19 protein-coding genes are annotated in these 25,101 nt (G+C 64.3%); 7 read left to right on the top strand and 12 right to left on the bottom strand.

The window, feature by feature from the left end:
- Positions 1 to 9: 9 nt before the first annotated feature.
- The 7 genes from QGV54_RS00480 to QGV54_RS00450 form a co-directional block, all read right to left on the bottom strand.
- A complete protein-coding gene (locus tag QGV54_RS00480) occupies positions 10 to 819 on the bottom strand; it encodes an enoyl-CoA hydratase/isomerase family protein (RefSeq protein WP_281018845.1) in 810 nt (269 codons plus the stop codon).
- A 50-nt stretch (positions 820 to 869) separates the two neighbouring features.
- Positions 870 to 2,123 (bottom strand): ectoine hydrolase DoeA, encoded by a 1,254-nt coding sequence (gene doeA / locus QGV54_RS00475; protein ID WP_281018846.1) that lies wholly within the window; start codon positions 2,121 to 2,123, stop codon positions 870 to 872.
- Positions 2,124 to 2,243: 120 nt separating this feature from the next.
- Entirely contained in the window at positions 2,244 to 3,098 is an 855-nt protein-coding gene (locus tag QGV54_RS00470) for an ABC transporter permease (protein WP_281018847.1), read from the bottom strand.
- Positions 3,099 to 3,109: 11 nt separating this feature from the next.
- Positions 3,110 to 4,387, bottom strand: a complete 1,278-nt coding sequence (locus QGV54_RS00465) for an ABC transporter permease (RefSeq protein ID WP_281018848.1) — start codon at positions 4,385 to 4,387, stop codon at positions 3,110 to 3,112.
- A 156-nt stretch (positions 4,388 to 4,543) separates the two neighbouring features.
- Entirely contained in the window at positions 4,544 to 5,644 is a 1,101-nt protein-coding gene (locus QGV54_RS00460) for an ABC transporter substrate-binding protein (protein WP_281018849.1), read from the bottom strand.
- Between the two features lie 55 nt (positions 5,645 to 5,699).
- Positions 5,700 to 6,794 carry an ABC transporter ATP-binding protein gene (locus QGV54_RS00455; RefSeq protein ID WP_281018850.1) on the bottom strand — a complete coding sequence of 365 codons (1,095 nt, stop codon included), beginning with the start codon at positions 6,792 to 6,794 and terminating at the stop codon, positions 5,700 to 5,702.
- A 206-nt stretch (positions 6,795 to 7,000) separates the two neighbouring features.
- Positions 7,001 to 8,215 carry a M24 family metallopeptidase gene (locus QGV54_RS00450; protein WP_281018851.1) on the bottom strand — a complete coding sequence of 405 codons (1,215 nt, stop codon included), beginning with the start codon at positions 8,213 to 8,215 and terminating at the stop codon, positions 7,001 to 7,003.
- Between the two features lie 164 nt (positions 8,216 to 8,379).
- Between QGV54_RS00450 and QGV54_RS00445 the strand changes: the two genes are divergently transcribed.
- Together QGV54_RS00445 and QGV54_RS00440 are read left to right on the top strand one after the other, a co-directional pair.
- On the top strand, positions 8,380 to 8,949 hold the full coding sequence (locus QGV54_RS00445) for a carboxymuconolactone decarboxylase family protein (RefSeq protein WP_281018852.1): 570 nt from the start codon (positions 8,380 to 8,382) through the stop codon (positions 8,947 to 8,949).
- A 33-nt stretch (positions 8,950 to 8,982) separates the two neighbouring features.
- Positions 8,983 to 9,792, top strand: a complete 810-nt coding sequence (locus QGV54_RS00440) for a hypothetical protein (RefSeq protein WP_281018853.1) — start codon at positions 8,983 to 8,985, stop codon at positions 9,790 to 9,792.
- A gap of 40 nt (positions 9,793 to 9,832) precedes the next feature.
- On the opposite strand, the gene QGV54_RS00435 is transcribed toward QGV54_RS00440, so the two are convergent.
- The 3 genes from QGV54_RS00435 to QGV54_RS00425 form a co-directional block, all read right to left on the bottom strand.
- Positions 9,833 to 11,245 carry an ABC transporter substrate-binding protein gene (locus QGV54_RS00435; RefSeq protein ID WP_281018854.1) on the bottom strand — a complete coding sequence of 471 codons (1,413 nt, stop codon included), beginning with the start codon at positions 11,243 to 11,245 and terminating at the stop codon, positions 9,833 to 9,835.
- Positions 11,246 to 11,380: 135 nt separating this feature from the next.
- Entirely contained in the window at positions 11,381 to 12,295 is a 915-nt protein-coding gene (locus QGV54_RS00430; RefSeq protein WP_281018855.1) for a DMT family transporter, read from the bottom strand.
- Complete coding sequence (locus QGV54_RS00425; protein ID WP_281018856.1) at positions 12,292 to 13,299, bottom strand: quinone-dependent dihydroorotate dehydrogenase; 1,008 nt, start codon at positions 13,297 to 13,299, stop codon at positions 12,292 to 12,294. Before QGV54_RS00425 ends, QGV54_RS00430 begins: the two co-directional genes overlap by 4 nt.
- 163 nt (positions 13,300 to 13,462) lie before the next feature.
- Between QGV54_RS00425 and QGV54_RS00420 the strand changes: the two genes are divergently transcribed.
- The 5 genes from QGV54_RS00420 (at position 13,463) to QGV54_RS00400 (ending at position 18,726) form a co-directional block, all read left to right on the top strand.
- Entirely contained in the window at positions 13,463 to 14,305 is an 843-nt protein-coding gene (locus QGV54_RS00420; protein ID WP_281018857.1) for a branched-chain amino acid aminotransferase, read from the top strand.
- Complete coding sequence (locus QGV54_RS00415; protein WP_281018858.1) at positions 14,305 to 15,468, top strand: CaiB/BaiF CoA-transferase family protein; 1,164 nt, start codon at positions 14,305 to 14,307, stop codon at positions 15,466 to 15,468. The genes QGV54_RS00420 and QGV54_RS00415 overlap by 1 nt, the downstream gene beginning before the upstream one ends.
- Positions 15,469 to 15,526: 58 nt before the next feature.
- Positions 15,527 to 17,134 (top strand): NAD(P)/FAD-dependent oxidoreductase, encoded by a 1,608-nt coding sequence (locus QGV54_RS00410; protein ID WP_281018859.1) that lies wholly within the window; start codon positions 15,527 to 15,529, stop codon positions 17,132 to 17,134.
- Positions 17,112 to 17,780: a DUF6134 family protein gene (locus QGV54_RS00405; RefSeq protein WP_281018860.1), complete on the top strand. Its 669-nt coding sequence runs from the start codon at positions 17,112 to 17,114 to the stop codon at positions 17,778 to 17,780. Before QGV54_RS00410 ends, QGV54_RS00405 begins: the two co-directional genes overlap by 23 nt.
- A gap of 79 nt (positions 17,781 to 17,859) precedes the next feature.
- Positions 17,860 to 18,726: an NAD(P)-dependent oxidoreductase gene (locus QGV54_RS00400; RefSeq protein WP_281018861.1), complete on the top strand. Its 867-nt coding sequence runs from the start codon at positions 17,860 to 17,862 to the stop codon at positions 18,724 to 18,726.
- A 312-nt stretch (positions 18,727 to 19,038) separates the two neighbouring features.
- Here QGV54_RS00400 and QGV54_RS00395 read toward each other — a convergent pair whose 3' ends face one another.
- Complete coding sequence (locus QGV54_RS00395; RefSeq protein ID WP_281018862.1) at positions 19,039 to 20,466, bottom strand: glutamate synthase subunit beta; 1,428 nt, start codon at positions 20,464 to 20,466, stop codon at positions 19,039 to 19,041.
- Positions 20,466 to 25,079 (bottom strand): glutamate synthase large subunit, encoded by a 4,614-nt coding sequence (gltB, locus tag QGV54_RS00390; RefSeq protein ID WP_281018863.1) that lies wholly within the window; start codon positions 25,077 to 25,079, stop codon positions 20,466 to 20,468. Before gltB ends, QGV54_RS00395 begins: the two co-directional genes overlap by 1 nt.
- Between the last annotated feature and the right edge of the window lie 22 nt (positions 25,080 to 25,101).

Below are 25,101 nucleotides of genomic sequence, written 5' to 3'. Positions count from 1 at the left end.
TGGATACGATCAGGCGTCGGACTTCGGGTCGAAGACCGGCGGGCGTTTCTCCCGATGGGATGCCAGCCCCTCCCGCACTTCCGGCCCGGTGAAACCGAGCATTTCCAGTGCCACGGAAGCATCGAACGCCGGTCCGGCCATGCGGTACCAGTTGTTCAGCGCATACTTGGTGAAACGCATGGCGGACGGCGCGCCATTGGCCAGCCGGACAGCCACTTCCAGCGCCTTGGCCTGCAGTTCGTCATCCTCCACGGCGAGCGATATCAGCCCCATCCGTTCGGCATCCTCACCGGTCATGGGCTCGCACAGCATCAGGTGATATTTCGCCTTCGCCATGCCACACAGGATCGGCCAGTTGATGACGGCATGATCACCCGCCGCCACACCCAGCCGCGTATGACCATCGACGATCTTCGCCGACTTCGCCGCGATGGAAATGTCCGACAGCAGGCCCGCGACCAGACCGGCACCGACCGCCACGCCATTGATGGCCGAAACGATGGGCTTGCCGCAGTTGATGATGTTGTAGACGAGGTCCTTGGCCTCCTTCCACGACCGCACGCGGGCGTGGTAGTCGTCGATCATCGCCTCGATCATGGCGAAGTCGCCACCGGCGGAGAAGGCCTTGCCCTTGCCGGTCAGGATGACGGCTGAAACGTCCGGATCGGCGTCGATCTCGTTCCAGATGTAGGTCATGTGATTGTGACCCGTCTGGTCGAGCGAATTCATCGTCGCCGGATTGTTCAGGGTCAGCCGCAGCACCCTGTCCGCAGGCCAGTCCACCTCGAAGGTCGAGAATTTCCCGTAATCGCCAGCCATGTTCATGTCCTCCCCATCTGACTGTCAGAAAGGCAGGAGTATAGTACGGATCAGGCCTGCGGGCGTTGCTTCGATGGATCCGGTGGCGGCAGGTCTGCCACCTGCACCGTGGCGCCCGCGGCATGTTTCACCACCAGCTCGCGCGGCACATTGGCCAGACACTCGGGTCCGTTCTCCCCGATCACGATACTTTCCGTCATCGCGATGCCCCAGTCCGCCTGCCACAGGCCGGTCATGAAATGGAACGTCATGCCCGGTTGCAGCACGGTCAGGTCCCCGGCGCGGAAGCTCATCGTCCGCTCGCCCCAGTCCGGCGGGTAGGACAGGCCGATGGGATAGCCGGTGCGGTTGTTCTTCTCGAAGCCATGGCGGCGCAGTTCGGCAAAGAACGTCAGCGCCACATCCTCGCAGGTATTGCCGGCCTTCGCCTTCTCCAGACCGAGCGCCATGCCTTCCTGCACCGCGGCCTCCGCCCGGCGGAACAGTTCCGGCGGTTCGCCGAAGTGGACCGTGCGGGTCAGGGGGCAGTGATAGCGGTGGTAGCAGCCGGCGATCTCGAAGAAGACACCCTCGTTGTCACGCAGCGGACTGTCATCCCAGGTCAGGTGCGGGGCGGAGCCGTCAACACCCGCACCGACCAGCGGCACGATGGCCGCGTAGTCACCGCCATGACCGTCCGTGCCGCGCAGGCCCGCGTCATAGATCTCGGCAATCAGGTCACACTTGCGGACACCGGGTTCGGCGATATCGAAGATGCGTTTCATCTGGGACTCGACGATCCGTGCGGCCTTGCGCATGTAGTCCAGTTCCTGCGGGCTCTTCACCGCGCGCTGCCAGTTGACCAGCGCGGTCGCATCCTGGAACCGGACGTTCGGCAGGCCGGACTGCAGCGTCGCGAATGCCTTGGCCGAGAAATAGTAGTTGTCCATCTCGACACCGACGGTGCCCCCGGCCCAGCCGCGGGTCACGATCTCCGCGCACAGCACCTCCATCGGGTGCCGCTCCATCGACTGGACGTAGTGATCCTCGTACCCGACGAGGTCGTCGAGGCCCATGTAGACGGTACGCTTGGCGCCGTTCAGATCCTGCCCGCGCCCGAACCAGACCGGATCGCCATGCGGCCCGACGATGACGGCCTGATGCACGTAGAACGACCAGCCGTCATAGCCGGTGAGCCAGGCCATGTTCGAGGGATCGCTGAGGATCAGGAGGTCGATGCCGGCTGATTCCATGGCAGCGCGCGTCTTGTTCAGCCGGTCGGCATATTCCTGGCGGCTGAAACGCAGTGCGACATCTTCAGGCATGGGCAGTCTCCGGACGACAGCAGGGACAGGTCGAATTCAGCTTGGCAGCGGGGACAGCGTCCGCTGTCCTTCCATCGCCAAGACATGTCCATGCTGCGACGCGCCCCTCGCAAGGGTGGCTCAGGTATTCTTGATGCCCCGCAGGCGTTCGGTGCGGCGGCGCAGCAGTTCCAGCGCGAAGAGCATCAGCATGGACACCAGTGTCAGCAGGGTCGCCACCGCCAGAATGGTGGGACTGATCTGTTCGCGTATGCCGGAGAACATCTGCCATGGAATGGTGCGTTGCTCGAAGGAGCCGACGAACAGCACCACCACGACCTCGTCGAAGCTGGTGATGAATGCGAACAGCGCACCCGATATCACGCCAGGCGTGATCAGCGGCACGATGACCGTGAAGAACGTGCGCGCCGGTGACGCGCCCAGGCTGTTGGCCGCCCGGATCAGATTGTTGTCGAACCCGACCAGCGTCGCGGTCACCGTGATCACCACGAAGGGGGTGCCGAGCGCGGCATGGGCCAGGATGACACCGAGGTGCGTGCCCTGCAGCCCGACGCGGGAATAGAAGAAGTACATGCCCGCCGCGGAGATGATCAGCGGCACGATCATCGGCGAGATCAGGATGCTCATGATCAGCGTGCGATAGGGCATCGACGGCCGCGACAGCCCAAGGGCCGCCAGCGTGCCGAGGCTGGCCGACAGGATGGTCGCGAAGAACGCGATGACGAAGGAGTTCCAGACCGCACCCTGCCAGTTCAGGTTGGTGAAGAAGTCCATGTACCATTTCGTCGAATAGCCGGCAGGATCGAACGCCAGCATCTCCGTCGTGAAGGTGAAGAAGGGCACCGCGTTGAACGACAGCGGCACGATCACCATCAGCGGGAAGATCAGGAAGAAGAACACCGCCGCGCAGATGACGCGGAAGGCGTAGTACCAGATCCGCTCCGGCGTCGATGCATAGGGTGGAAGGGCAGCCATTGGTCTCTCCCCTAACCCAGCTTCATGTTGTCGATGCCGACGATCTTGTCGTACAGCAGGTAGAACACCAGCACGATGGCCAGCAGCACCGCGCCCAGCGCCGCCGCCAGACCCCAGTTCAGGGAGTTCTGGATATGGAACGCGATGCGGTTGGAGATGAAGGTTCCCGACGTGCCGCCGACCAGTTCCGGCGTGATGTAGTAGCCGATGGCCAGGATGAAGACCAGGATCGCCCCGGCACCGATCCCCGGCACCGTATTGGGGAAATAGACCTTCCAGAAGGCCGGCCACGGATGCGCGCCCAGCGATGTCGCGGCGCGCATGTATGTAGGCGGCACGGTCTTCATCACGCTGTAGAGCGGCAGCACCATGAACGGCAGCAGGATATGCGTCATGGCGATGACCGAGCCGGTGGCGTTGTGGATCATCGCCAATCGCCCGTCCTCGGAGATGATGCCCACGAAGACCAGGATATCGTTGATCACCCCCTGTTGCTGCAACAGGGCGATCCAGGATGTGGTTCGCACCAGCAATGATGTCCAGAAGGGCAACAGCACAAGAATGATCAGCAGGTTGCCGATCTTGGCCGGTTGCGTGGCGATCAGGTAGGCGATCGGAAAGCCCAGCAACAGGGTCATCAGCGTGATCACCACGGACATGATCATGGTGCGTATGAACAGCTTCGTATGGATCGCCTTCTCGGAATCCTCGAACCGGATATCGCCTTCCGGCGTCTGCATCGCGTCGACGGCGGCCAGATAGTATCCCGGTGTCAGATTGGGCGAGAACTGCTTGATCACCTGCCAGGTAACGACCTTGCCCCAGTCCTTGTCGGTCTTGATCAGCTGTTCCTTGTAGGGCGGTTCCTTGATCCGGCTGGCCTTGCGTCCGGCACCACGGAACAGGCTGGACATGCCGGAGCGTTCGTAGTTCAGCCGCTGACCGACCTTGGTGTTGGTCCGTTCCTTCCGCGCCACCTTCAGGTCCGCGACCATGGCGGCATAGACGGCCTCGTCAGGCAGTTCACCGGAGGTCTCGTCCCAGGACTCCAGCGCCTTGACGGTCTGCGGCAGGATCTCCTCGACAATGCCGTTCTCGACGGAGCGGAACAGCATGTCGGCGATGGGGATGATGAAGCTGATGGCAACGAAGATGAACAGCGGCGCGACGAGGGCCAGCGCGAACATGCGCTGTCGGCGCAATGCCTTGGCCAGGGAGACCTTCAGCGGCTTGCCGTCCGCGGTGACGATCGCGTCGGCGGCACTGTTCTGCATGTCGGTCGCTGTCATCCTGGTTCGCTGAGCCCCCTGCCCAATACCTGTCCCGGACTTCGCCGTCCGGGCCGATGCCACACCGGAAGACGCCCGCTGGCGGGACGCATTCGGGAGTAGCAACGGTTTCCGGGGCGGGCGAAACCCGCCCCGGAGTCCGTCACGTCATGAGCCTTACTGCAGCAGCCAGGACTGGAAACGCTCATCGATATCGTCGCGATTGTCCGCCCAGAACTCGTAGTTGTAGAGCAGGGTGGTCTTGGAATTCGCGGGATCGGTCGGCATGTGCGGTGCCATCTCGATGCCCAGCGTGGCGTGCTTGCCCACCAGCGGTGCCGATGACTTGCGCGCCGGACCGTAGGAGATGAACTTCGCCTGATCAGCCAGACGCTGGGTGTCGGTGGCGAAGCGCAGATACTCCATCACCGCTTCCTTGTTCTTGGTGCCCGTGGGGACGATCCAGCCGTCCAGGTCAAACACCTGCCAGTCCCACAGCATCGCGATCGGCTGCTTCTCTTCCTCGATCACCGAGAAGAGACGACCGTTGTAGGTGGAGCCCATCACGACTTCGCCGTCAGCCAGAAGCTGCGGTGTCTGTGCGCCCTTGGTCCACCAGACAACGCTGTCCTTGATGGTGCCAAGCTTGGCCAGGGCCTTCTCGACACCGGCCGGGGTGCCCAGAACCTCATAGACCTGATCCGGCGCGACGCCGTCACAGAGCAGGGCCCATTCCATGTTGTTGATCGGGTTCTTCTCCAGCGCGCGCTTGCCGGGGAACTTCTCCAGATCGAAGACGTCGCAGACGCTGGTCGGCGTGGAGGAGACCATGTCGGTGCGATAGCCGAAGGTCGTGGAGTACACGATCTGCGGGATGAAGCATTCGGACACGATCAGGTCGCCGAAATCCTCAGAGGCGGGCGTGCCATCGGGGGCCGGTGCCAGCACCTTGTCGTGGTCGATGATCTCGGCCAGGCCCTCGTCGCACAGACGGATGGCATCGGCGGCGACCACATCGACCAGGTCCCAGGTGACATTGCCGGCTTCGTTCATCGCGCGCAGCTTGGCCACGGCCGCGTTGGACGAGTCGTCATTGACGATCCTGACATCGGAATTGGCGGCCATGTAGGGATCATGGTAGGCGCCCTGCTGGCTGGCCGAATAGGCACCGCCCCAGGATACGACAACCAGTTCCGTCTCGGCCTGGGCACTGGTCACGGCACCTGCCGCAACACTCGCCACAGCAGCCGCAATCAGGGCTGACTTGAAGCTTTTCATTATGAGCCTCCTTGGTTTTTCTCTCGTGCGATCCTGTTCCCTGCTGACCCTGTGATCACAGATTGTCGGGCATATCGAGTGCCCGGCAGTCGCGTGTCCGCCAGCCAAGGGAAATTTCGTTGCCGGGCACGAGACCGGCACGATCTGTTGAATTCGGAATCTTCACCACGAAGTCGTCGCGCCCGCAGACGGTCAGGCGCGTGCGGATGTGGTCACCCAGGTAGATGAGTTCCTGCACCCGGGCATCGACATGGACGTCGCAGTCCTTCACATCGTCGCCGATCATCACCCGCTCGGGCCGGATCGACAGCATGGTCTTTTGGCCCACACCACCGTGACTGATCGACAGGGCCGTCACCTTCTCACCGCTGTCGAGTTCCACCGAGCACCTGTCGCCATCCGCCGCCGTGACCTTGCCGGTCAGCTTGTTGTTCTCGCCGATGAACTGCGCCACGAAGGCATTGTCGGGGCGTTCATACAGGTCCGCCGGTGGTGCCAGCTGCTGGATGATGCCGTCGTTGAACACCGCAATGCGGTTCGACATGGTCAGCGCCTCGGACTGGTCATGGGTGACATAGACCACCGTGATGCCGAGATTGTCGTGAATATGCTTGATCTCGAACTGCATCTGCTCGCGCAGCTGCTTGTCCAGCGCGCCCAGCGGTTCGTCCATCAGCACCAGTTTCGGGTCGAAGACCAGCGCGCGGGCCACCGCGACACGCTGTTGCTGCCCGCCGGAAAGCTGCATCGGGCGCCGGCCGCCGAAGGGGCCGAGCTGCACCATGTCCAGTGCCCGCTGGACCCGCTCCTCGATCTCCGCCTTGCCCATCTTGCGGACCTTCAGCGGGAAGGCCAGGTTCTCGGCCACCGTCATGTGGGGGAACAGCGCGTAGTTCTGGAATACCATGCCGATGTCGCGCTTGTGCGGCGGCACATCGTTCAGCGGCGCGCCGTCGAGAACGATCTTGCCATGCGTCGGAGTCTCGAACCCTGCGAGCATCATCAGGCAGGTTGTCTTTCCGGACCCGGACGGGCCAAGCATCGTCAGGAATTCGCCATTGGCGATATCTAGGTTCAGATTCTTGACGACGAGCGTTTCACCGTCATAGCTCTTCTGCACTTCCTGGAACCGGACGAATGGATCGCCCATCGACTGATCGCCTGTCACGCAGCTGCCTCAATTCCCTGTTTGCCCCGCATTGATTGCAGGTGCTTGAAGTTCGAACGCCCGGTCGGCGTTTGCAGTCCCTGTTGGTCCGACCTGCTTGTTGCCGCAGTGTCTGGGCCCGTCTTCGTGTTGCGGTGCAACGATGTCAGCTTTGTGATCATCATGCAACCACCCTGCCTTGTTGCTGATTATGCAGGCAGAATCATCTTTTCGGGGCCGAAGGGGAAGTCCGTGATGTTCTCGGCGCCGTCCCCGGTGACGATCAGAATGTCATGTTCACGATAGCCGCCGGCCCCCTCCACACCCTCGGGCAGCATGATCATGGGTTCCATGGATACCACCATGCCCGGTTGCAGCACGGTCTCCACATCCTCACGCAATTCCACCGCCGCTTCGCGTCCGTAGTAATGGGATAACACGCCGAAGCTGTGACCATATCCGAAGGAGCGATACTTCAGCAGGTCCCAGCCGCGATACATCTCGTTCAGTTCCAGCGCGATATCGCAGCAGCGCGCACCCGGCCGGATCAGTTCCATGCCGCGTACATGAACCGCGCAGTTCTTCTGCCAGAGATCCAGCGAGACAGCGTCCACCGCACCTGCGAACAGGGTCCGCTCCAGCGCCGTGTAATAGCCGAAGATCATCGGGAAGGTGTTCAGGGACAGGATATCGCCCTGTTCGATCCGCCTGTTGGTCACCGGATTGTGGGCCCCGTCGGTATTGATGCCGGACTGGAACCAGGTCCAGGTATCCATCAGCTCGACGAAGGGGAAACTGTCCGCGATGGCCCGCACCATGGCACTGGTGGAGGCCAGCGCCACCTCATGCTCCGGCACCCCGGGGCGGGCGGCTTCCATCACCGCCTCGCCACCGATCCGGCAGATGCGTGCACCCTCCCGGATCAGGGCGTGCTCCTCTGCCGACTTGACCGTGCGCAGCCGCATGGCCGTTTCACCGCAATCCACCAGTTCCACACCCGGGAAATGCGCTGCCAGCAGATCGCGGAACTGCAGGGTCACGTGATCGAACTCGATCCCCAGCCGGCGAACCCCGGGCAGCAGTTGCTTCAGACCGTCGAAATAGCTCTCCCGACGCCAGTCCGTGTAGGTCAGGTTGTCACCGAACGTCCGCCGCCAGGGCTGCCCGCCATCGATCGCCGCGGTCAGGGTCGTTGCCGCATCCGGCGTCAGGGTCAGGGCGTAACGGCGCCCGAACTGGCAGTACATGAAGCCCGAGAAGTAGCAGATGTTGTGGTAGCTGCTGAACAGGCAGGCATCGATGTCATCCGCTGCCATCAGCGCCCGCATGGCGTCCTGCCTGCGCTGCATCTCCGCGTCCGTGAAGGGGGAGAAGCCCTTGTCCCCATTGTGCCAGCGTGCCAGATGGATCAGTTCATCGGTCATGTTCGCCCCCCTGTCGATCAACCTGTTCTTCCCACAGTCCGCCGCCGCGCCTGCGTCGGTCACGACCAAACACTGTTCCCCCAGCGACCATCACGTCCCCGACAGGAAACTTGATTGCCGCCGCAGCCGCATCAGATAGCGGGGCAGACACGCAGGAGGTGACGATGACACGGTTTCAGCTTCACACGCAGGAAACGGCGCCGGAAGACGGCAGGGAACTGCTGGAGAAGGCGGAGAAGAGCTATGGCTTCGTCCCCAACCTGATCGCCGGAATGGTGGAGGCACCGGCCACCACCGAAGCCTACATGGCCCTCAGCCGCGCCGTGATGAAGATGTCCTTCACGCCTGAGGAACGGCATGTGGTGTGGTTCACCATCAACGCCTATCACGACTGTACCTACTGCATGGCAGGCCACACGCGGATCGCCAATGCGGAGAAGATTCCGCAGGATGTGATCGAGGCGGCGCGCACCAATTCCCCCTTCGCCGACGACCGCCTGAACGTGCTGCGCGCCTTCACGCAGAAGATGGTGGTTCAGCGCGGCTGGGTGAAAGACGCCGACCTCGACCACTTCATGGCCGCGGGTTTCACGAAACGCAATGTCATCGAGATTGTCGGCGTCATCGCGCACAAGGTGATTTCCAACTATACCAACCATCTGGTCGGGACACCGCTCGACCCCCACTCGGAACAGCACGCCTGGACCCGCCCGCCGAGTCTGGCGGCAGAGTAGGATCGGATCACCCACCGGCAGGGAGCAGACGCAATGAATGTCTTCAGAATTCCCGACAGGGGCGTGCTGCGGGTTGGCGGCACCGAGGCCGTGGGATTCCTCCAGGCCCTGGTGACCAACAATGTTGCGGATATTGCCGCAGGAACGGCGGTCTATGCCGCGCTGCTGACCCCCCAGGGCAAGTTCCTGCACGACTTCTTCGTCACGCCCGAGCCCGACGGCGACGCCCTGCTGCTGGAGGTGGAGGCCCCCCGGATCGACGACCTGAAGCGACGCCTGACCATGTACAGGCTGCGATCGAAGGTCACGATCGACGACGTCAGCGCCGACTGGCAGGTGCTGGCGGCACCCGACGGCGATGTCACGGGAGAGGGTGCGATCAGCTACACCGACCCCCGCGATCCGGGCATGGGAAAGCGCCTGCTCTGGCCCGCCACACACCCCCTGCCCGACCACGATGACGACCTGTCCGCCTATCATGCGCTGCGCGTCTCACGCGGCATCCCGGATGGCAGCCGGGACATGGAGGTGGAGAAGAACTTCATGCTGGAGGTGCGTTTCGACAAGCTGAACGGCATCGACTTCCGCAAGGGCTGCTACGTCGGGCAGGAGATCACGGCGCGGAGCAGGTATCGCGGCAACGTCCGCAAGATGCTGCTGGCTTGCCATGTCGAGGGCGAACTGCCTGACGCTGGCGCGGATGTGGTCGTGGATGGGCGCAGCGTCGGGACCGTGCGCAGCGGCGCAGGCGATCACGTGCTTGCCATGCTGCGCCTGGACCGGCCTGAGGGTATCCTGCAGGCAGGATCCGCGCGCCTGACCGTCACGACACCGACGGACTGAACGGCAAGACTGATGGCGACCGGCAGGTCTGGCGAAGCGGTCAGTTCGGGCAGATGCGCGGCGTGATGCCATTTTCCTTCGCATAGGCGACCGCGGAGGATTCCACCATCGGGCGCACGATGGACTGATCGGTCTCGATCCAGTCCGTTGCCTCCCCCCAGGCGGTGCCGTCCCATTGCAGGAACTTCAGCGGCGAGTCACCGCCGTGATTGCGGCAGGAAAGCCTGATCTCCGGCAGCAGACCGACCGCGCCGAGCTTCGCCAGCCGCGCCTCATCAAGCGTCAACTGTTCCAGCGCGGCCTGAACCTCCGCCCCGGTGACCGGACGGTTCTCTCCCGCCATCCGCATGGCGTCGCGGATGGCCTCGGTGCCGACGATGGCCATGGCCACGGCACGATTGAAGTAGATCGAGCCTACCCGCCGCGGGTCCATGTCACCGTCACCCTTGTCATAGAGGTAACGGATCATGTCCTGGATCACCGGATAGTCCGCCCCGGCGGACTGGTACCCCGCAGCATAATAATCCTTCGCGGCCGGACCGGCGGGGATCACATCCTCCTCCGACCCCGACCACCAGGCACCGATGACCCGGTTGGCCGGAAACTTGACCCGGCGTGCCTCCTTCAGGGCCATGGGATTCATCACGCCCCAGCCGCGCAGGATCACGTAGTCCGGCTTGTACTGCCGTGCGACCTGCAGCCAGATCGATTTCTGGTCCAGCCCAGGATGGGCGACCGGGAAGTTGCGGAACTCGAACCCATACTTCTGCGCCTGACGCTCCAGAACCGGGATGGTTTCCTTTCCATAGGCAGAATCATGATGAACGTTGGCGATCTTCAGGCCTTTCAGCCTGTCCATCCCGCCTTCGAGCTGACCGATGAAACGGACCTCCGCCGTCGACTGGCTCCAGTAGCTGGTGATGACGGGGAACACGTAAGGGAAGACCCGGCCGTCGGAACCGTCCGCGCGCCCGTACCCCATGGTGATGATGGGAACCTGATCGGCCCGGCCCGGCCCCACCAGCGCATAGGTCGCGTCGGTCGAGAGCGGGTGAAAGAACGGCAGGCCGCTGGTGCTGGCCTTCTTCAGCTTCTCGTAACAGGCAACGACACGTTCCGCCTTGTAGGCGGTCTCGCACTTTTCCCAGCTCAACCTGACGCCGTTGATGCCGCCGTCCCGCCTGTTCAGCAGTTCGTAATAGTCCGCCATACCGTCACCGAACGCGGAACCGCCGGCGGCGTAGGGACCGGTCCAGTAGGCCGCGATGGGAATGAACTGTGTCGGCGGCGGTGCAGGCTTCTGGGCCACCGGCTTTGGCGGTGCGGGCCTGGCTTCGATCTCGTTCTGGGCCAGTTGCAGGGACTCGCGCGGGCCTGCCTGCAGACCCAAGGACACCATTGCCATCGGCAATGCCGCCAATGCTGCGGCGAGGACAAGTGTCCCTGAACGCATCTTGCTCTCCCCGGTCGCCTGCCCTTGAAGGGTCTTGTCCCTGAACCTTCTCATATCACGCGCGGGACGGCCGTACCATTCCGACAACACCTAAACAGCCGGAATATCGGCCATTTGTGACCGTTTCACATCGGATCAGTGGGAAACGCGCGCCAGCTTGCGCTCCCGATGGAACACATACATGCCTGCCCCGACGATCACCGCAACGCCGGTCCAGGTCACCGCATCGGGAAAGTCATCGAAGATGAGGTATCCAAGCACCGTCGCACTGATGATCTCCAGGTACTGAAACGGGGCGAGCACCCCAGCCGGAGCGCGACGGAACGCATGCACGACCAGCATGTGCCCAGCGGTCGCCACCAGCCCAAGCGCGAACAGCAGGCCCCACTCGTGCAGTTCGGGCTGAACCGCGGTCAGTGCCGGGATACCGGCGATCCCGCCGAGGGCCAGGACAGCCGCCATGGTCAGAAAGCCGAACACTCCGGCCCAGAACTGCATCTGCACCGCGTCACCGGTCTGGGCCATGCGCCGTGTCAGCACCAGATAGACGGCGAAACAGCCTGCCGCGAGCAGGGGCATCAGCGCCGGCCAGCCGACCCAGCCGAAGCCCGGTCTGATGACGATCAGCGCTCCCAGGAACCCGACCAGCACCGCGGTCATCCTGCGCCAGCCCACGGCTTCCCCCAGGAACAGTCCCGACAGCAGGGTCAGGATCAGCGGTTCCACGAAGAAGATCGCGATGGCGTCCGCAATCGGCATGTGTTGCAGCGCCGTGAAGAAGAACGCGGTTGCCAGGGCGATCAGCGCCCCCCGTGCCGCGTGCAGATGCAACTGTCGCCATGGCACACGGGGCAATCCCCCGGCCAGCAGCAACAGCGGAAACAGCAGCAGCGACTGGAACAGGAAGCGGCTGGCCGCGATCTGGCCCGGCGGCACGCTCTCGCCCAGGAACTTGGCGATGGCATCGATACAGGGAATCCACAGCATCCCCGCCGCCATCATGGCCATGCCGACCTCGACAGCCGGGCGTGGCTTGCGCGGGGCGCTCATGTCCCGTGGAGGGCAGCGATGGCTTCAGCCGACTCGCGGATCAGCTCGGGACCGCGCCAGATCATGCCGCTGTAGAACTGCACTGCCGAAGCCCCGGCGCGCACCTTCGCCGCCGCATCCTCGCCCGTCATGATCCCGCCGACCCCGATCAGCGGGACCTCGCCCCGGGTGGCCTCGCGGAACCGCGACAGCACCTCCGTCGACGGGCCGCAGAGCGGCGCGCCGCTCAGGCCACCGACCTCCGTGCGGTTCGGACTGCGCAGGCTGTCGGGGCGGGCGATGGTCGTGTTGGCAACGACCAGGGCATCGATTCCCATGTCGCGTGCGACGGCGGATACATCCGTGATGTCCGCCGCGGTCAGGTCCGGCGCGACCTTCAGGAACAGGGGCGTCTTCAGACGGCCTTCATTCCGTACCCTGATCAGCCGCTCGAAGATATCCACCAGCGCGGCGCGGTCCTGCAGCGCGCGCAGCCCGGGTGTGTTGGGGGACGAGACATTGACCGTCGCATAGTCCACCAGCGGCCCCACCACCCGCAGGCATTCCGCATAGTCGGCGATACGATCGGTGCTTTCCTTGTTGGCCCCCAGGTTGACGCCGACGATGCCCGGTGCGCGCCGCCGCTCCAGATTGCGCGCCACGGCCTCCGCCCCGTCGGAATTCAGGCCATAGCGATTGATCACAGCCCGGTCCTCCATCAGGCGGAAGACGCGGGGGCGCGGATTGCCCGGCTGCGGCTTCGGCGTCACGCCGCCGATCTCCACGAAGCCGAAACCCAGCGCCAGCAAGCCATCGACAGCTTCCGCGTTCTTGTCCAGTCCCGCCGCCAGTCCCACCGGGTTCGGCAGGCGCAGACCCGCGATCTCCACCGGCATGTCGGGTACCCGCACAGCCGCCAGCCTGGCCAGCGCCGGATTGCGGAGCGCCCGAACGGTCAGATTGTGGGCCCGTTCGGCATCCATGCTGAACAGCAGACGTCGCGCCAGGGGAAAAAGCAGGCTCATGGTTCCGGGTCCTGAAAGAGTCTCGAGCGTTGCTGATACAGGCTTGCGCGGTCCGACGCCACCATTGCCCTGACCGGACGCGCGGCGATCAGCGGGCAATTCCCTCACGGCGCAAAACCGACTAAGACACGGTCAAACGAAAGCTTGGGGAGGAGAGCGCAGCATGGAAGCACGGTTCTTTTACGACGGGGACTGGTTCACGGAGAACCCGCGCCTGACCGGCCCGATGGATCACGCCTTCTGGATGGCCAGTGTCGTGTTCGACGGCGCCAGGGCTTTCGAGGGGCTGGCACCGGACCTGACACCCCATTGCGAACGCGTCGTCCGTTCCGCCCGCACCATGCTGCTGGAACCGAAGGAAGATGCCGCGCGGGTGGAGGAGCTGTGCCGGGAGGCACTGGCCGACCTGCCCCGCGACCGCGCCTATTACATCCGTCCGATGTTCTTCGCCCGCACCGGCTTCGTCTCTCCCGATCCGGAATCGACGGAGTTCACGCTGGCTGTCTATGAGTCGCCCCTGCCCACCGCGACGGGGATGAGTGTCTGCCTGTCCACCCACCGCCGTCCGGCCCGCGACATGGCCCCGACCGATGCCAAAGCTTCCTGCCTCTATCCGAATTCCCAGCGCGCGCTGCGGGAGGCCGGACAGCGTGGCTATGACAATGCCCTGCTCTGCGACCCTTCCGGCAATGTCGCGGAACTGGCCACCGCCAACATCTGGATGGTCAAGGACGGTGTTGCCATGACACCGGTCTGGAACGGCACCTTCCTGAACGGCATCACCAAGCAGCGGATGACGGAGCTGTTCCGCGCCGACGGTGTCGAAGTGCAGGAGGTCACCCTGACTCCGCAGGACTTCGCCGAAGCGGACGAGATCTTCACCACGGGCAATTTCGGCAAGGTGGTCCCCGTCACCCGCTACGAGGGGCGGGATCTGCAGCCCGGCCCCATCGCGCGGCGCGCCCACGGTCTCTATTTCGACTGGTCGCAGTCGGAGGGCTACTGATGAAACTGGAAGGTATCCGCGTCCTCGATCTGTCGCTTTTCCTGCCCGGCCCGCTGCTGACCCAGATGATGGCGGATCACGGGGCGGAGGTGATCAAGCTGGAACCCATCAATGGCGGGGAGCCGAACCGGGAGATCGGCGCCCGGCGCGCCGACGGGGTGACGGTCTATTTCCAGAACACGCACCGAGGCAAGAAATCGGTGCAGCTGAACCTGAAGACGGAGGCGGGGCGGGAGGCGCTGCTGAAACTGGCCGAGACCGCCGACGTGATGATCGAGGCGTTTCGCCCCGGCGTGGTGAAACGGCTGGGTGTCGACGCGGAAACCGTGCGCGCCCGCAACCCGCGCCTGGTCTATTGCTCCATCTCCGCCTTCGGTCAGGACGGCCCCTATGTGAAGCGCCCGGCGCACGATCTGGCGACGGAGGCGCTGGCCGGTGTGCTGAGCTGCAACATCGGCGCGGACGGCGCGCCGACGATTCCCGGCATCGCCAACGCGGACATGCTGTCGGCCACCATGGGGCTGTCGGCGATCCTGATGGCGCTGCTGCGCCGGACCGAGACCGGTCAGGGGGACACCATCGATCTGTCGATGATGGATTCGCTGATGGCGGCAATGCCGAACCTGCTCGGCACCGTCTTTGCGGAGAAGAAGATGCCGGTCGTGCGGCATGAGCGGACCTGGGGCGGCAACGCCATGTACAACATCTACGCCACGGCGGACGGGAAGCACATCGTGCTGGGCGGCGCGGAGATGCACTTCGCGAAGGCGATCCTGACCAAGCTGGGCCGCCCCGACCTGATCGAGGCCTGCGAGCCGCCGCCGGGACCGACACAGCAGCCCGCCATCGACTTCCTGCGGGAAACCTTCGCCACGAAGACCCAGGCGGAATGGGTGGCGTGGTTCGAGGATGTGGACGCAGCCTTCGCCCCCGTCAACGACCTGCGCCAGGCCTGTGACGATCCGCAGTTGCGCCATCGCGGCATGATCTTCGAGGACGCGGACGGCTTCGAGCATGTCGGAGTGCCGATGAAGTTCGCGGAGGAACCGGGCCGCGCCAACACCACCCTGCCGCGCCTGAGCGAACATACCGAGTCCCTGCTGCGCGAGCTGGGCTATTCGGACGACGATCTCGCCGCGATGCGGGCAGAGGGGGTATTCTGAGGCCGCTCTGGCTCCCGTTTAATGACGTGCTACCCTGACACACAGGGGAGAGACGATCATGACCGAGCAGACCTTCGACGCCATCATCATCGGGGCCGGAATTTCCGGCATGTACCAGTTGCACCAGTTGCGCGGCCTGGGCATGTCGGTGCAGGTACTGGAGGCCGGGGACGGCGTCGGCGGCACCTGGTACTGGAACCGCTATCCGGGCGCGCGCTTCGATTCGGAAAGCTATTCCTACGGCTATTCCTTCTCGGAGGAGATCCTGGACGAGTGGCAATGGAGCGAGCATTTCTCGGCCCAGCCGGAGACGCTGCGCTATTGCAACTTCGTCGCCGACAAGCTCGATCTGCGCCGCGACATCCGCTTCGACAGCACGGTCACCCGCGCCCGCTGGGACAGTGAGGCGGAGCGATGGACGGTCTGGACGGCGGATGGCTGGACCGGCTCCGCGCAGTTCCTGATCACCGCCATCGGCCCCCTGTCGGTCCCCACCATGCCGACCATCGACGGCATCGACGACTTCCGGGGCCAGTCGATGCACACCGCCCGCTGGCCGCATGAGCCAGTGGATTTCAAGGGCAAGCGCGTGGCGGTCATCGGCACCGGAGCAACCGGCGTGCAGACGATCCAGGAAGTCGCCAAGACCGCCGGACAACTGACCGTGTTCCAGCGCCGCCCGAACTGGTGCGCGCCGCTGAAGAACAGCCCGATCACGCCGGAACAGCAGCAGGACATCCGCGCCCGCTACCCGGAGATCTTCGAGATCTGCAAGCGGTCCCACGGCTGCTTCATGCATGACGCCGACCCGCGCCGCGCGATGGGGGTGAGCGCGGAGGAGCGCGAAGCCTTCTACGAGGAACTGTACGACGCCCCCGGCTTCGGCATCTGGATGGGCAACTTCCGCGACATCTTCGTCAGCGAGGAAGCGAACCAGACCATTTCCGACTTCGTCGCCGCCAAGATCCGCCAGCGGGTGAAGGACCCGAAGGTCGCCGACATGCTGATCCCGAAGGATCATGGCTTCGGCACCCGGCGCGTGCCGCTGGAGACCAACTACTACGAGGTCTACAATCAGGACAATGTGCGGCTGGTGAACCTGCAGGACACGCCCATCGAACGGGTGACGCCGACCGGAATCCGGACCAGCGCCGAGTTACTGGAATTCGACATCATCATCTATGCCACCGGATTCGACGCCGTCACCGGCGGCTTCTCGAAGATCGCGTTCGAGGGCGTGGACGGCCAGACGCTGCAGCAGAAGTGGGCGGAGGGACCGCTCACCTACCTCGGCCTGATGGTGCCGGGTTTCCCCAACATGCTGACCCTGGTGGGGCCGCACAATGCCGCGTCCTTCTGCAACATTCCGCGCTGCATCGAGCAGAACGTGGAATGGGCCACCGACTTCATCCGCAACATGCGGGAGAAGGGCCTGGCGACGGCGGAGGCGGACGAGGCCGCTGCCACGGAATGGACACACCATGTCCATGAAAGCGCGGAAAAGATGCTCTATACCAAGGTCGATTCATGGTTCATGGGCATCAACACCAATGTCGAAGGCAAGAACAAGCGCACCTTCCTGCTCTACGCTGCGGGCGCACCGGCCTACCGCGCGAAATGCGACGAGGTCGCTGCCTCGGACTATGCGGGCATCGCCCGGCATTGACCGTCGCGGGCTGCTGCTGGGCGGGCTGGGCCTGCTGACGGCGGCGGCCCTGCCGGGCGCGGTCCATGCGGCGCAACCCGATGACATCCATTTCGACGTGCACATCGCCGGCTCGAAGGTCGGGCATCACAGCCTGAGCTTTACCCCCGGCCCCGACGCCGGACAGATGACCGTGAAGGTCGATATCCGCATCCGGGTGCGGCTGTTCTTCGTCACCGTGTTCGACTACACGCAGACAACGGAGGAAGTCTGGCAGGGCGACCGGCTCGTCCGCTTCACCTCCACCACCCTGGACGGCGACAACAGGGACGAGGTCACGGCGGTTCAGGGAGCGGAGGGTCTGGAGGTGACCAGCCTGCGCTTCGGCAACCGCACCCTGCCCGCCGACATTTGGCCCTCCACCGCCTTCTGGAGACAGGATGCCGTGCAGCGGAGCGCATTCCTGGATGCCGCGCGGGGCGACATCCGCAAGGTCGCCATCACGGAACTGGACCTGGAATTCATCGACGCGCAGGAGAAGCGCCACCTCGCCCGCCGCTACCACGCCGAAACCAGCCGCGATTTCGATGTCTGGTACGGCCCGGATGGTTCATGGCTGAAACTGCAGTGGTCCGGCTACGGCATGACGGCGGACTATCGGCGATAACGGAACAGCCGCACTGACGCGGGGGTAACGGCCCGGTACACTCCCTTCCACGGATACTGGATGCGGGAGGAGAATGGACATGCGGGTCGGGATCATCGGTGTGGGCTTGATGGGCCACGGGATTGCGCTGAATGTGCTGAAGGGCGGATTTCCGCTGGTGATGATGGATCATCCCGGCAACCAGCCGGTGGACGACCTGATCGGGATGGGCGCGGGCCAGCAGGACTCGCCGGGCGCGGTCGCGGCGGTTTCCGATCTGGTCATCATCTGCGTTACCGGTTCGCCGCAAGTGGAGGCGGTGATGACCGGGGAGACGGGCGTGATTGCCGCGCTGAAACCCGGCACCATCGTCGTGGACTGTTCGACCGCCCTGCCGGAATCGACGGAGCGGATGGCGGCATTGGTGGCGGAGGCCGGGGGGCGGTTTCTGGATGCGCCGATGACCCGCCTGTCAAAGCAGGCACATGAAGGCACGCTGAACATCCTCGTCGGTGGCGAGGCCGAGGTGCTGGAGGCTGCGCGACCGGTACTGGACACCTTCACGGAGAACATCGATCATGTGGGCGGTGTCGGCTTCGGACACCGGATGAAACTGCTGCACAACTATGTCTCGGTCGGCCACATGGCGCTGCTGGCGGAAGCGGCGGCGCAGGCGGCGGAGGCGGGGGTCGAACCGCAGGTCTTCGTCGATGTGCTGGGCAAGGGTGGCGGGGCCGGGATGGCGCTGGAGCGGCTGAGGCACTGCATCCTGACCGGCGACGCCAGTGACGTGCCCTTCTCCATCGGCAATGCGATCAAGGACATCGACTATTACCGCGAGATGGTTGGCGAGAGTTCCGGCAGCCGGGCCATTGCCGACGGCGTCTCCTCCGCCATCGGGACGGCGGCCGGGGCAGGGCATGGGGACGCCTATGTCCCGGAACTGAGCCGACTGTTCCGGGGCTGAACGGCAGGACACAGCGAAGTCGTCAGGATTTCAACCTGACACCAACGACAACGAGGAATGGTCGAACAACGAAGCAAGCGCCCCTTCCCCCTCGACGGGGGAAGGCCGGGAAGGGGGTGGATCGGCGAAGCCGATGCAGCACCGGACCACTGCGCAACAGCCTTCGGCTTCCCCCCCATCGACCGCTGCGCGGCCACTTCCCCCGCGAGGGGGGGGGGAAGCAGGGGAGAGATGCCAGGCCGACACTCCCTTGGTCAGAACGCTCGCGGGGGCAATGAAGATCATCCCCGTCCCGAACAAGACGATCCGCATTCAACGCGGCAGCAGGGTTGATCCCATCAGGAACTCGTCGACGGAGCGGGCGCACTGGCGGCCTTCGCGGATGGCCCAGACGACCAGGCTCTGACCGCGACGCATGTCACCGCAGGCGAAGACGTTGGCGCAGGAGGTCTGATAATCCTCCGTGTTGGCCATGACGTTGCCGCGCTGGTCCTTTTCCACCGCCAGATCGTCGATCATGCCTTCATGCACCGGGCTGACGAAGCCCATGGCCAGCAGCACCAGATCGGCCTTCAGCTCGAACTCCGACCCCTCGATCTTCGCGAAGCCCTTCTCCGGCCCCTCGCACCGCGCGCACTCGATGGCGACGACCTTGCCGTCCTCGCCCCGGATGGCGGTCGTGACGACGGAGAAATCGCGCTCGGCGCCTTCTGCCTGGCTGGAGGAGGTGCGCATCTTCAGCGGCCAGTCCGGCCAGGTCAGGGCCTTGTTCTCGCGCGCCGGCGGTGCCGGCATGATCTCGAGCTGGGTGACGGAAACCGCACCCTGACGGAAGCTGGTGCCGATGCAGTCGGAGCCGGTATCGCCACCACCGATGACGATGACGTGCTTGCCCTCTGCCGTGACTTCCTCGATATCGCCCAGCGGTTCGTTGCTGACCCGGCGGTTCTGCTGCGGCAGGAAATCCATCGCAAACATGACGCCGTCCAGGTCGCGGCCCGGCACCGGCAGGTCGCGCGGAGCCTCCGCGCCGCCAGCCAGGACAACCGCGTCGAATTCGGCCAGCAGGTCATCGACCGACTTGTCGATACCGACATGGATACCACCGATGAACATCACGCCCTCGGTCTGCATCTGCGACAGGCGGCGGTCGATCAGATGCTTCTCCATCTTGAAGTCGGGAATGCCGTACCGCAGCAGGCCGCCCATCTTCGCGTTCTTCTCGAATACATGCACCCGATGCCCGGCGCGGGCCAGCTGCTGCGCCGCAGCCAGACCGGCAGGGCCGGAGCCGACGACGGCAACCGTCTTGCCGGTGCGATGCTTCGGGATCTGCGGTTCGATCCAGCCTTCGCTGAAGGCGCGGTCGACGATGGCGCACTCGATGGTCTTGATGGTGACCGGGCTGTCGTCGATGTTCAGCGTGCAGGACGCCTCGCACGGGGCGGGACAGACGCGACCGGTGAATTCGGGGAAGTTGTTCGTGGAGTGCAGAACCTCCGAAGCTTCCCGCCATTTCCCGTTGTAGACCAGATCGTTCCAGTCCGGGATGATGTTGTTCACCGGGCAGCCCTGATGGCAGTAGGGGATGCCGCAGTCCATGCAGCGCGCGCCCTGGGCCTTCAGTTCGTCATCGGGAAGCGGCACCACGAACTCGCGGAAGTGCTTTACCCGCTCCTCCGCCGGACGGTAGTGGCGATCCTTGCGTTCGATCTCCAGGAACCCCGTGACCTTGCCCATCAGTCATCTCCTCCCGGCAGCGCGCCGGCTTCGGCGGTGGCGGCTTCCTCGGCCCGCAGCTCGTTCAGGGCGCGTGCATAGTCCCGCGGCGTGACCTTGACGATCTTCGACAGCGTGCCGTCGAGATCCTCCAGCAGGGCTTTCGCACGGGCACTGTTGGTGTAGTGCGCATGACGCTCCAGCAGCATGCGGATACGGCTGGCGTCGTGACGCAGGTGATCCGACAGGTCATCACCTTCAGGCGCCAGATCGGCAGGATCAACCGGACCAAGGTCCACCATCTCCGCATTGCAGCGCCGTTCGAAGTCGCCACGCTCGTCCAGGACATAGGCGATACCGCCCGACATGCCTGCCGCGAAGTTGCGCCCGGTGGGGCCGATGACCAGCACGATTCCGCCGGTCATGTATTCGCAGCCATGATCGCCGACGCCTTCGACTACCGCCGTCGCACCGGAGTTGCGCACACAGAAACGCTCCCCGCCGACACCGCGGAAATAGCATTCGCCGGCAATCGCGCCATACATCACGGTATTGCCGATGATGATGCTCTGCTCCGGCACGATCTGGCTGCTCGGGTCCGGGTAGATGGCGATACGGCCACCTGACAGCCCCTTGCCGACATAGTCATTGCCGTCGCCGCACAGTTCGAAGCTGACCCCGCGCGCCAGGAAGGCGCCAAAGCTCTGGCCCGCCGTGCCCTTGAACCTGACGGAGATCGAATCCTCCGGCAGCCCGGCATGGCCATAGCGCTTCGCCACTTCACCCGACAGCATGGCACCGGTGGTCCGGTTCATGTTGCGGATCGGCATTTCGATCTGAACCGGCGTACCCGACTCGAGCGCAGGCATCGCCTGCTCGATCAGGTCACGGTCCAGAATCTCGTAGATGTCGTGCTCCTGCTCCTCGGTGTTGCGCACGGCAACTTCCGGGCCGACCTGCGGACGGTGGAACAGACGGGAGAAGTCCAGACCGCGCGCCTTCCAGTGTTCGATCGCCTGCTTCTTGTCCAGCAGGTCGGTGCGCCCGATCAGCTCGTCAATGGTGCGAACCCCCATCGCGGCCATCAGTTCCCGCACTTCCTCGGCGACGAAGAAGAAATAGTTGATCACATGCTCCGGCGCGCCCTGGAACTTCTTGCGCAGTTCCGGGTCCTGGGTCGCCACGCCCACGGGGCAGGTGTTCAGGTGACACTTGCGCATCATGATGCAGCCCGCCGCGATCAGCGGCGCGGTGGCGAAGCCGAACTCGTCAGCGCCCAGCAGGGCACCGACGATGACGTCGCGCCCGGTGCGCAGGCCACCATCGACCTGCACCGCGATCCGGCCCCGCAGCCGGTTCAGCACCAGCGCCTGCTGGGTCTCGGCCAGGCCGATCTCCCACGGGCTGCCGGCATGCTTGATGGAGGTCAGCGGACTCGCACCCGTGCCGCCTTCAAACCCGGAGATGGTCACATGGTCGGCCTTGGCCTTGGACACACCGGCCGCGACCACGCCGACACCAACCTCCGACACCAGCTTCACCGACACGTCGCCCGTCGGGTTGACGTTCTTCAGGTCGTAGATCAGCTGCGCCAGATCCTCGATGGAATAGATGTCGTGGTGCGGCGGCGGGGAGATCAGGCCCACGCCCGGGGTCGAATGACGCACACGCGCGATCACCTTGTCGACCTTGTGCCCGGGCAGCTGGCCGCCCTCACCGGGCTTCGCGCCCTGGGCCATCTTGATCTGCATCATGTCCGAGTTGACGAGATACTCCGCCGTCACGCCGAACCGGCCCGACGCGATCTGCTTGATCGCCGAACGCTCCGAGTCGCCGTTCGCCAGCTTGACGAACCGTTCCGGCTCCTCACCGCCCTCGCCGGTGTTCGACTTGCCGCCGATCCGGTTCATGGCAATGGCCAGGGTGGTATGCGCCTCCCGGCTGATGGAGCCGAAGGACATTGCACCGGTGGAGAACCGCTTCACGATCTCGGTGGCAGGCTCCACCTCTTCCAGCGGCACCGGCTCCTCGGCGAGGCGGATCTCGAACAGGCCGCGCGGCGTCAGCAACTGCTTGCTCTGGTCGTTGATGATGCGCGCATATTCCCGGTACTTGTCCTGGGCGTCACCGCGCACGGCATGCTGCAGCAGGCCGACCGTTTCCGGCGTCCAGACATGCGCGTCGCCACGGATGCGGAACGCATAGTCACCGCCGACGTCCAGCGCGTTGCGATAGATCGGCACGTCCTCGTACGCCAGCCGATGCCGTTCCACCGTTTCCGCCGCCAGCACATCCAGGCCGACGCCTTCGATGCGGGTGTGGGTGCCGGGGAAATAGGTGGCAACGAAGCTGCTCGACAGACCGACGGCGTCGAAGATCTGCGCGCCGCAATAGGACTGGTAGGTGGAGATGCCCATCTTGGACATGACCTTCAGGATGCCCTTGCCCACCGCCTTGATGAAGTTCTTGTGCAGGCGCTTTTCCTCACCCGGGGCGATACCCGGATGCATGTCGGTCAGGGTCTCGAAAGCGAGCCATGGATTGATGGCCTCCGCCCCGTACCCGGCCAGCACACAGAAATGATGCACTTCGCGCGCCTCGCCGGTCTCGACGACCAGCCCGACGGAGGTACGCAGACCATTGCGCACCAGATGATGGTGAACCGCCGAAGTCGCCAGCGCGGCCGGGACCGGCACACGGTCCATGTCGACGGCACGGTCGGACAGGATGATGATGTTCTCACCGCGCTCGACGCAATCCTGCGCCTCCCGCTGCAGGGCACTGATCCGGCGCGCCATGCCCTGGGGCCCCTCCTGGCGGGAGAAGGTGATATCCAGCGTCTGCGCGTGGAAGTCGTTGGTGGGCACATCCTCGATATGACGGATTCGCTCCAGATCCTCGTTGGTCAGGATCGGCTGCGAGACCTCCAGCTTCAGATGCGCGCCACCGCCGAGACCCAGCAGGTTCGGGCGCGGACCGATGAAGCTGGTGAGCGACATCACCAGTTCCTCGCGGATCGGATCGATCGGCGGGTTCGTCACCTGCGCGAAGAGCTGCTTGAAATAGTTGTAGAGCGGCTTGCCCTTGGAGGACAGCGCCGGAATCGGCGTGTCGTTGCCCATGGAACCGATGGCTTCCGCCCCGGTCTCCGCCATGGGTGCCATCAGGAACTTCAGGTCTTCCTGCGTGTAGCCGAACACCTGCTGCATATCCAGCATGGTCGTCCGGTTCGGCTTCATCGGCGGCATGGCCGGCGGCAGGTCGCTGATCTTCAGCTGACTGTCCGCAACCCACTTGCCATAGGGCTTGCTGGCCGCGATCTCGGCCTTCAGCGCCTCGTCGGAGACAATCTCGCCCTTTTCCGTATCGATCAGCAGCATCTTGCCGGGCTGCAGCCGCCACTTCTGGCGAATCCGCTCCTCCGATACCGGCAGGGTTCCGGCTTCCGACGCAAGGATGACACGGTCATCGTCGGTAACGATGTAACGCGCCGGGCGCAGACCGTTGCGGTCCAGCGTGGCGCCGATCTGGCGGCCATCGGTAAAGGCGACGGCGGCGGGGCCGTCCCAGGGCTCCATCAGGGCAGCGTGATATTCGTAGAAAGCCTTCTGCGCCGGATCCATGAGCGGATTGTTGTCCCAGGCTTCCGGGATCAGCATCATCATGGCATGGCTGAGCGGGTAGCCACCGGCCACAAGCAGTTCCAGCGCATTGTCGAAACTGGCGGAATCCGAGACGCCATCGGCGATCAGCGGCCACAGCTTCTTCAGGTCATCCCCCAGCACGTCCGACTTCAGCGCCTTGCCACGCGCCGCCATCCAGTTGACGTTGCCGCGCGCGGTATTGATCTCGCCATTGTGGCAGATCAGACGGAACGGATGCGCCAGCGACCAGGCCGGGAAGGTGTTGGTGGAGAACCGCTGATGCACCAGCGCCAGCGCCGAGGAGAATCGCGGATCGGTCAGATCCTTGAAATAGCTGCCGATCTGCTCCGCCAGCAGCATGCCCTTGTAGCAGACGACGCGGGACGAACTGGTGGTGATGTAGAGCATGCCCGCTTCGCGGTGATTGATCTTGCGCGACTCGATGGCCGCCTGCTTGCGGATGACGAACAGCTTGCGCTCGAACGCGTCCTGATCCGGCAGTGCCGGGTCACGGGCGATGAACATCTGGCGGATCACCGGCTCAACGGCCAGCACGCTCTCGCCGATGCCATTGCGGTCCACAGGCACGTCGCGCCAGCCGAGCACGCGCTGTCCCTCGGCCACCGCGTAGCGCTCCAGCATGTTCTCGCAGAGCACGCGAATGTCGGGATCCTTGGGCAGGAAGATGTTCAGGACACCGTAGTGACCGGCCTCCGGCAGTTCGAAATCACAGACCTCGCGGAAGAACGCGTCCGGAATCTGGACCAGGATGCCCGCGCCGTCGCCTTCGAGAGGATCAGCACCGACAGCACCCCGATGGGTCAGGTTCACGAGAACCTGCAGACCCTGCGAGACAATGTCGTGCGATTTTCGCCCCTTGATGTCGACAACAAATCCGATACCGCACGCATCATGCTCGTTGCGTGGATCGTAGAGGCCCTGCTCGGGCGGCAGGCCGTAGGCGCGAGGCGTCCCAGTCTGTCGCGTCATGCGATCTCCATCGTCTCAACAG

This window comes from Minwuia sp. IMCC3060, assembly GCF_029909435.1.
In the GTDB taxonomy this organism is placed as follows: Bacteria; Pseudomonadota; Alphaproteobacteria; order Minwuiales; family Minwuiaceae; genus Minwuia.
This window is presented reverse-complemented; position numbering and strand designations above follow the sequence as displayed.

Excerpts from the sequence above, each read along its gene's own strand:
- QGV54_RS00445 (WP_281018852.1), top strand. The coding sequence starts at position 8,380 with ATGACACGGTTTCAGCTTCACACGCAGGAAACGGCGCCGGAAGACGGC.
- QGV54_RS00450 (WP_281018851.1), bottom strand. The coding sequence starts at position 8,215 with ATGACCGATGAACTGATCCATCTGGCACGCTGGCACAATGGGGACAAG.
- QGV54_RS00480 (WP_281018845.1), bottom strand. The coding sequence starts at position 819 with ATGGCTGGCGATTACGGGAAATTCTCGACCTTCGAGGTGGACTGGCCT.
- QGV54_RS00420 (WP_281018857.1), top strand. The coding sequence starts at position 13,463 with ATGGAAGCACGGTTCTTTTACGACGGGGACTGGTTCACGGAGAACCCG.
- QGV54_RS00455 (WP_281018850.1), bottom strand. The coding sequence starts at position 6,794 with ATGGGCGATCCATTCGTCCGGTTCCAGGAAGTGCAGAAGAGCTATGAC.
- QGV54_RS00405 (WP_281018860.1), top strand. The coding sequence starts at position 17,112 with ATGCGGGCATCGCCCGGCATTGACCGTCGCGGGCTGCTGCTGGGCGGG.
- QGV54_RS00425 (WP_281018856.1), bottom strand. The coding sequence starts at position 13,299 with ATGAGCCTGCTTTTTCCCCTGGCGCGACGTCTGCTGTTCAGCATGGAT.
- QGV54_RS00470 (WP_281018847.1), bottom strand. The coding sequence starts at position 3,098 with ATGGCTGCCCTTCCACCCTATGCATCGACGCCGGAGCGGATCTGGTAC.
- QGV54_RS00430 (WP_281018855.1), bottom strand. The coding sequence starts at position 12,295 with ATGAGCGCCCCGCGCAAGCCACGCCCGGCTGTCGAGGTCGGCATGGCC.
- QGV54_RS00435 (WP_281018854.1), bottom strand. The coding sequence starts at position 11,245 with ATGCGTTCAGGGACACTTGTCCTCGCCGCAGCATTGGCGGCATTGCCG.
- QGV54_RS00465 (WP_281018848.1), bottom strand. The coding sequence starts at position 4,387 with ATGACAGCGACCGACATGCAGAACAGTGCCGCCGACGCGATCGTCACC.
- doeA (WP_281018846.1), bottom strand. The coding sequence starts at position 2,123 with ATGCCTGAAGATGTCGCACTGCGTTTCAGCCGCCAGGAATATGCCGAC.
- QGV54_RS00395 (WP_281018862.1), bottom strand. The coding sequence starts at position 20,466 with ATGGGCAAGGTCACGGGGTTCCTGGAGATCGAACGCAAGGATCGCCAC.
- QGV54_RS00440 (WP_281018853.1), top strand. The coding sequence starts at position 8,983 with ATGAATGTCTTCAGAATTCCCGACAGGGGCGTGCTGCGGGTTGGCGGC.
- QGV54_RS00400 (WP_281018861.1), top strand. The coding sequence starts at position 17,860 with ATGCGGGTCGGGATCATCGGTGTGGGCTTGATGGGCCACGGGATTGCG.
- QGV54_RS00410 (WP_281018859.1), top strand. The coding sequence starts at position 15,527 with ATGACCGAGCAGACCTTCGACGCCATCATCATCGGGGCCGGAATTTCC.
- gltB (WP_281018863.1), bottom strand. The coding sequence starts at position 25,079 with ATGACGCGACAGACTGGGACGCCTCGCGCCTACGGCCTGCCGCCCGAG.
- QGV54_RS00460 (WP_281018849.1), bottom strand. The coding sequence starts at position 5,644 with ATGAAAAGCTTCAAGTCAGCCCTGATTGCGGCTGCTGTGGCGAGTGTT.
- QGV54_RS00415 (WP_281018858.1), top strand. The coding sequence starts at position 14,305 with ATGAAACTGGAAGGTATCCGCGTCCTCGATCTGTCGCTTTTCCTGCCC.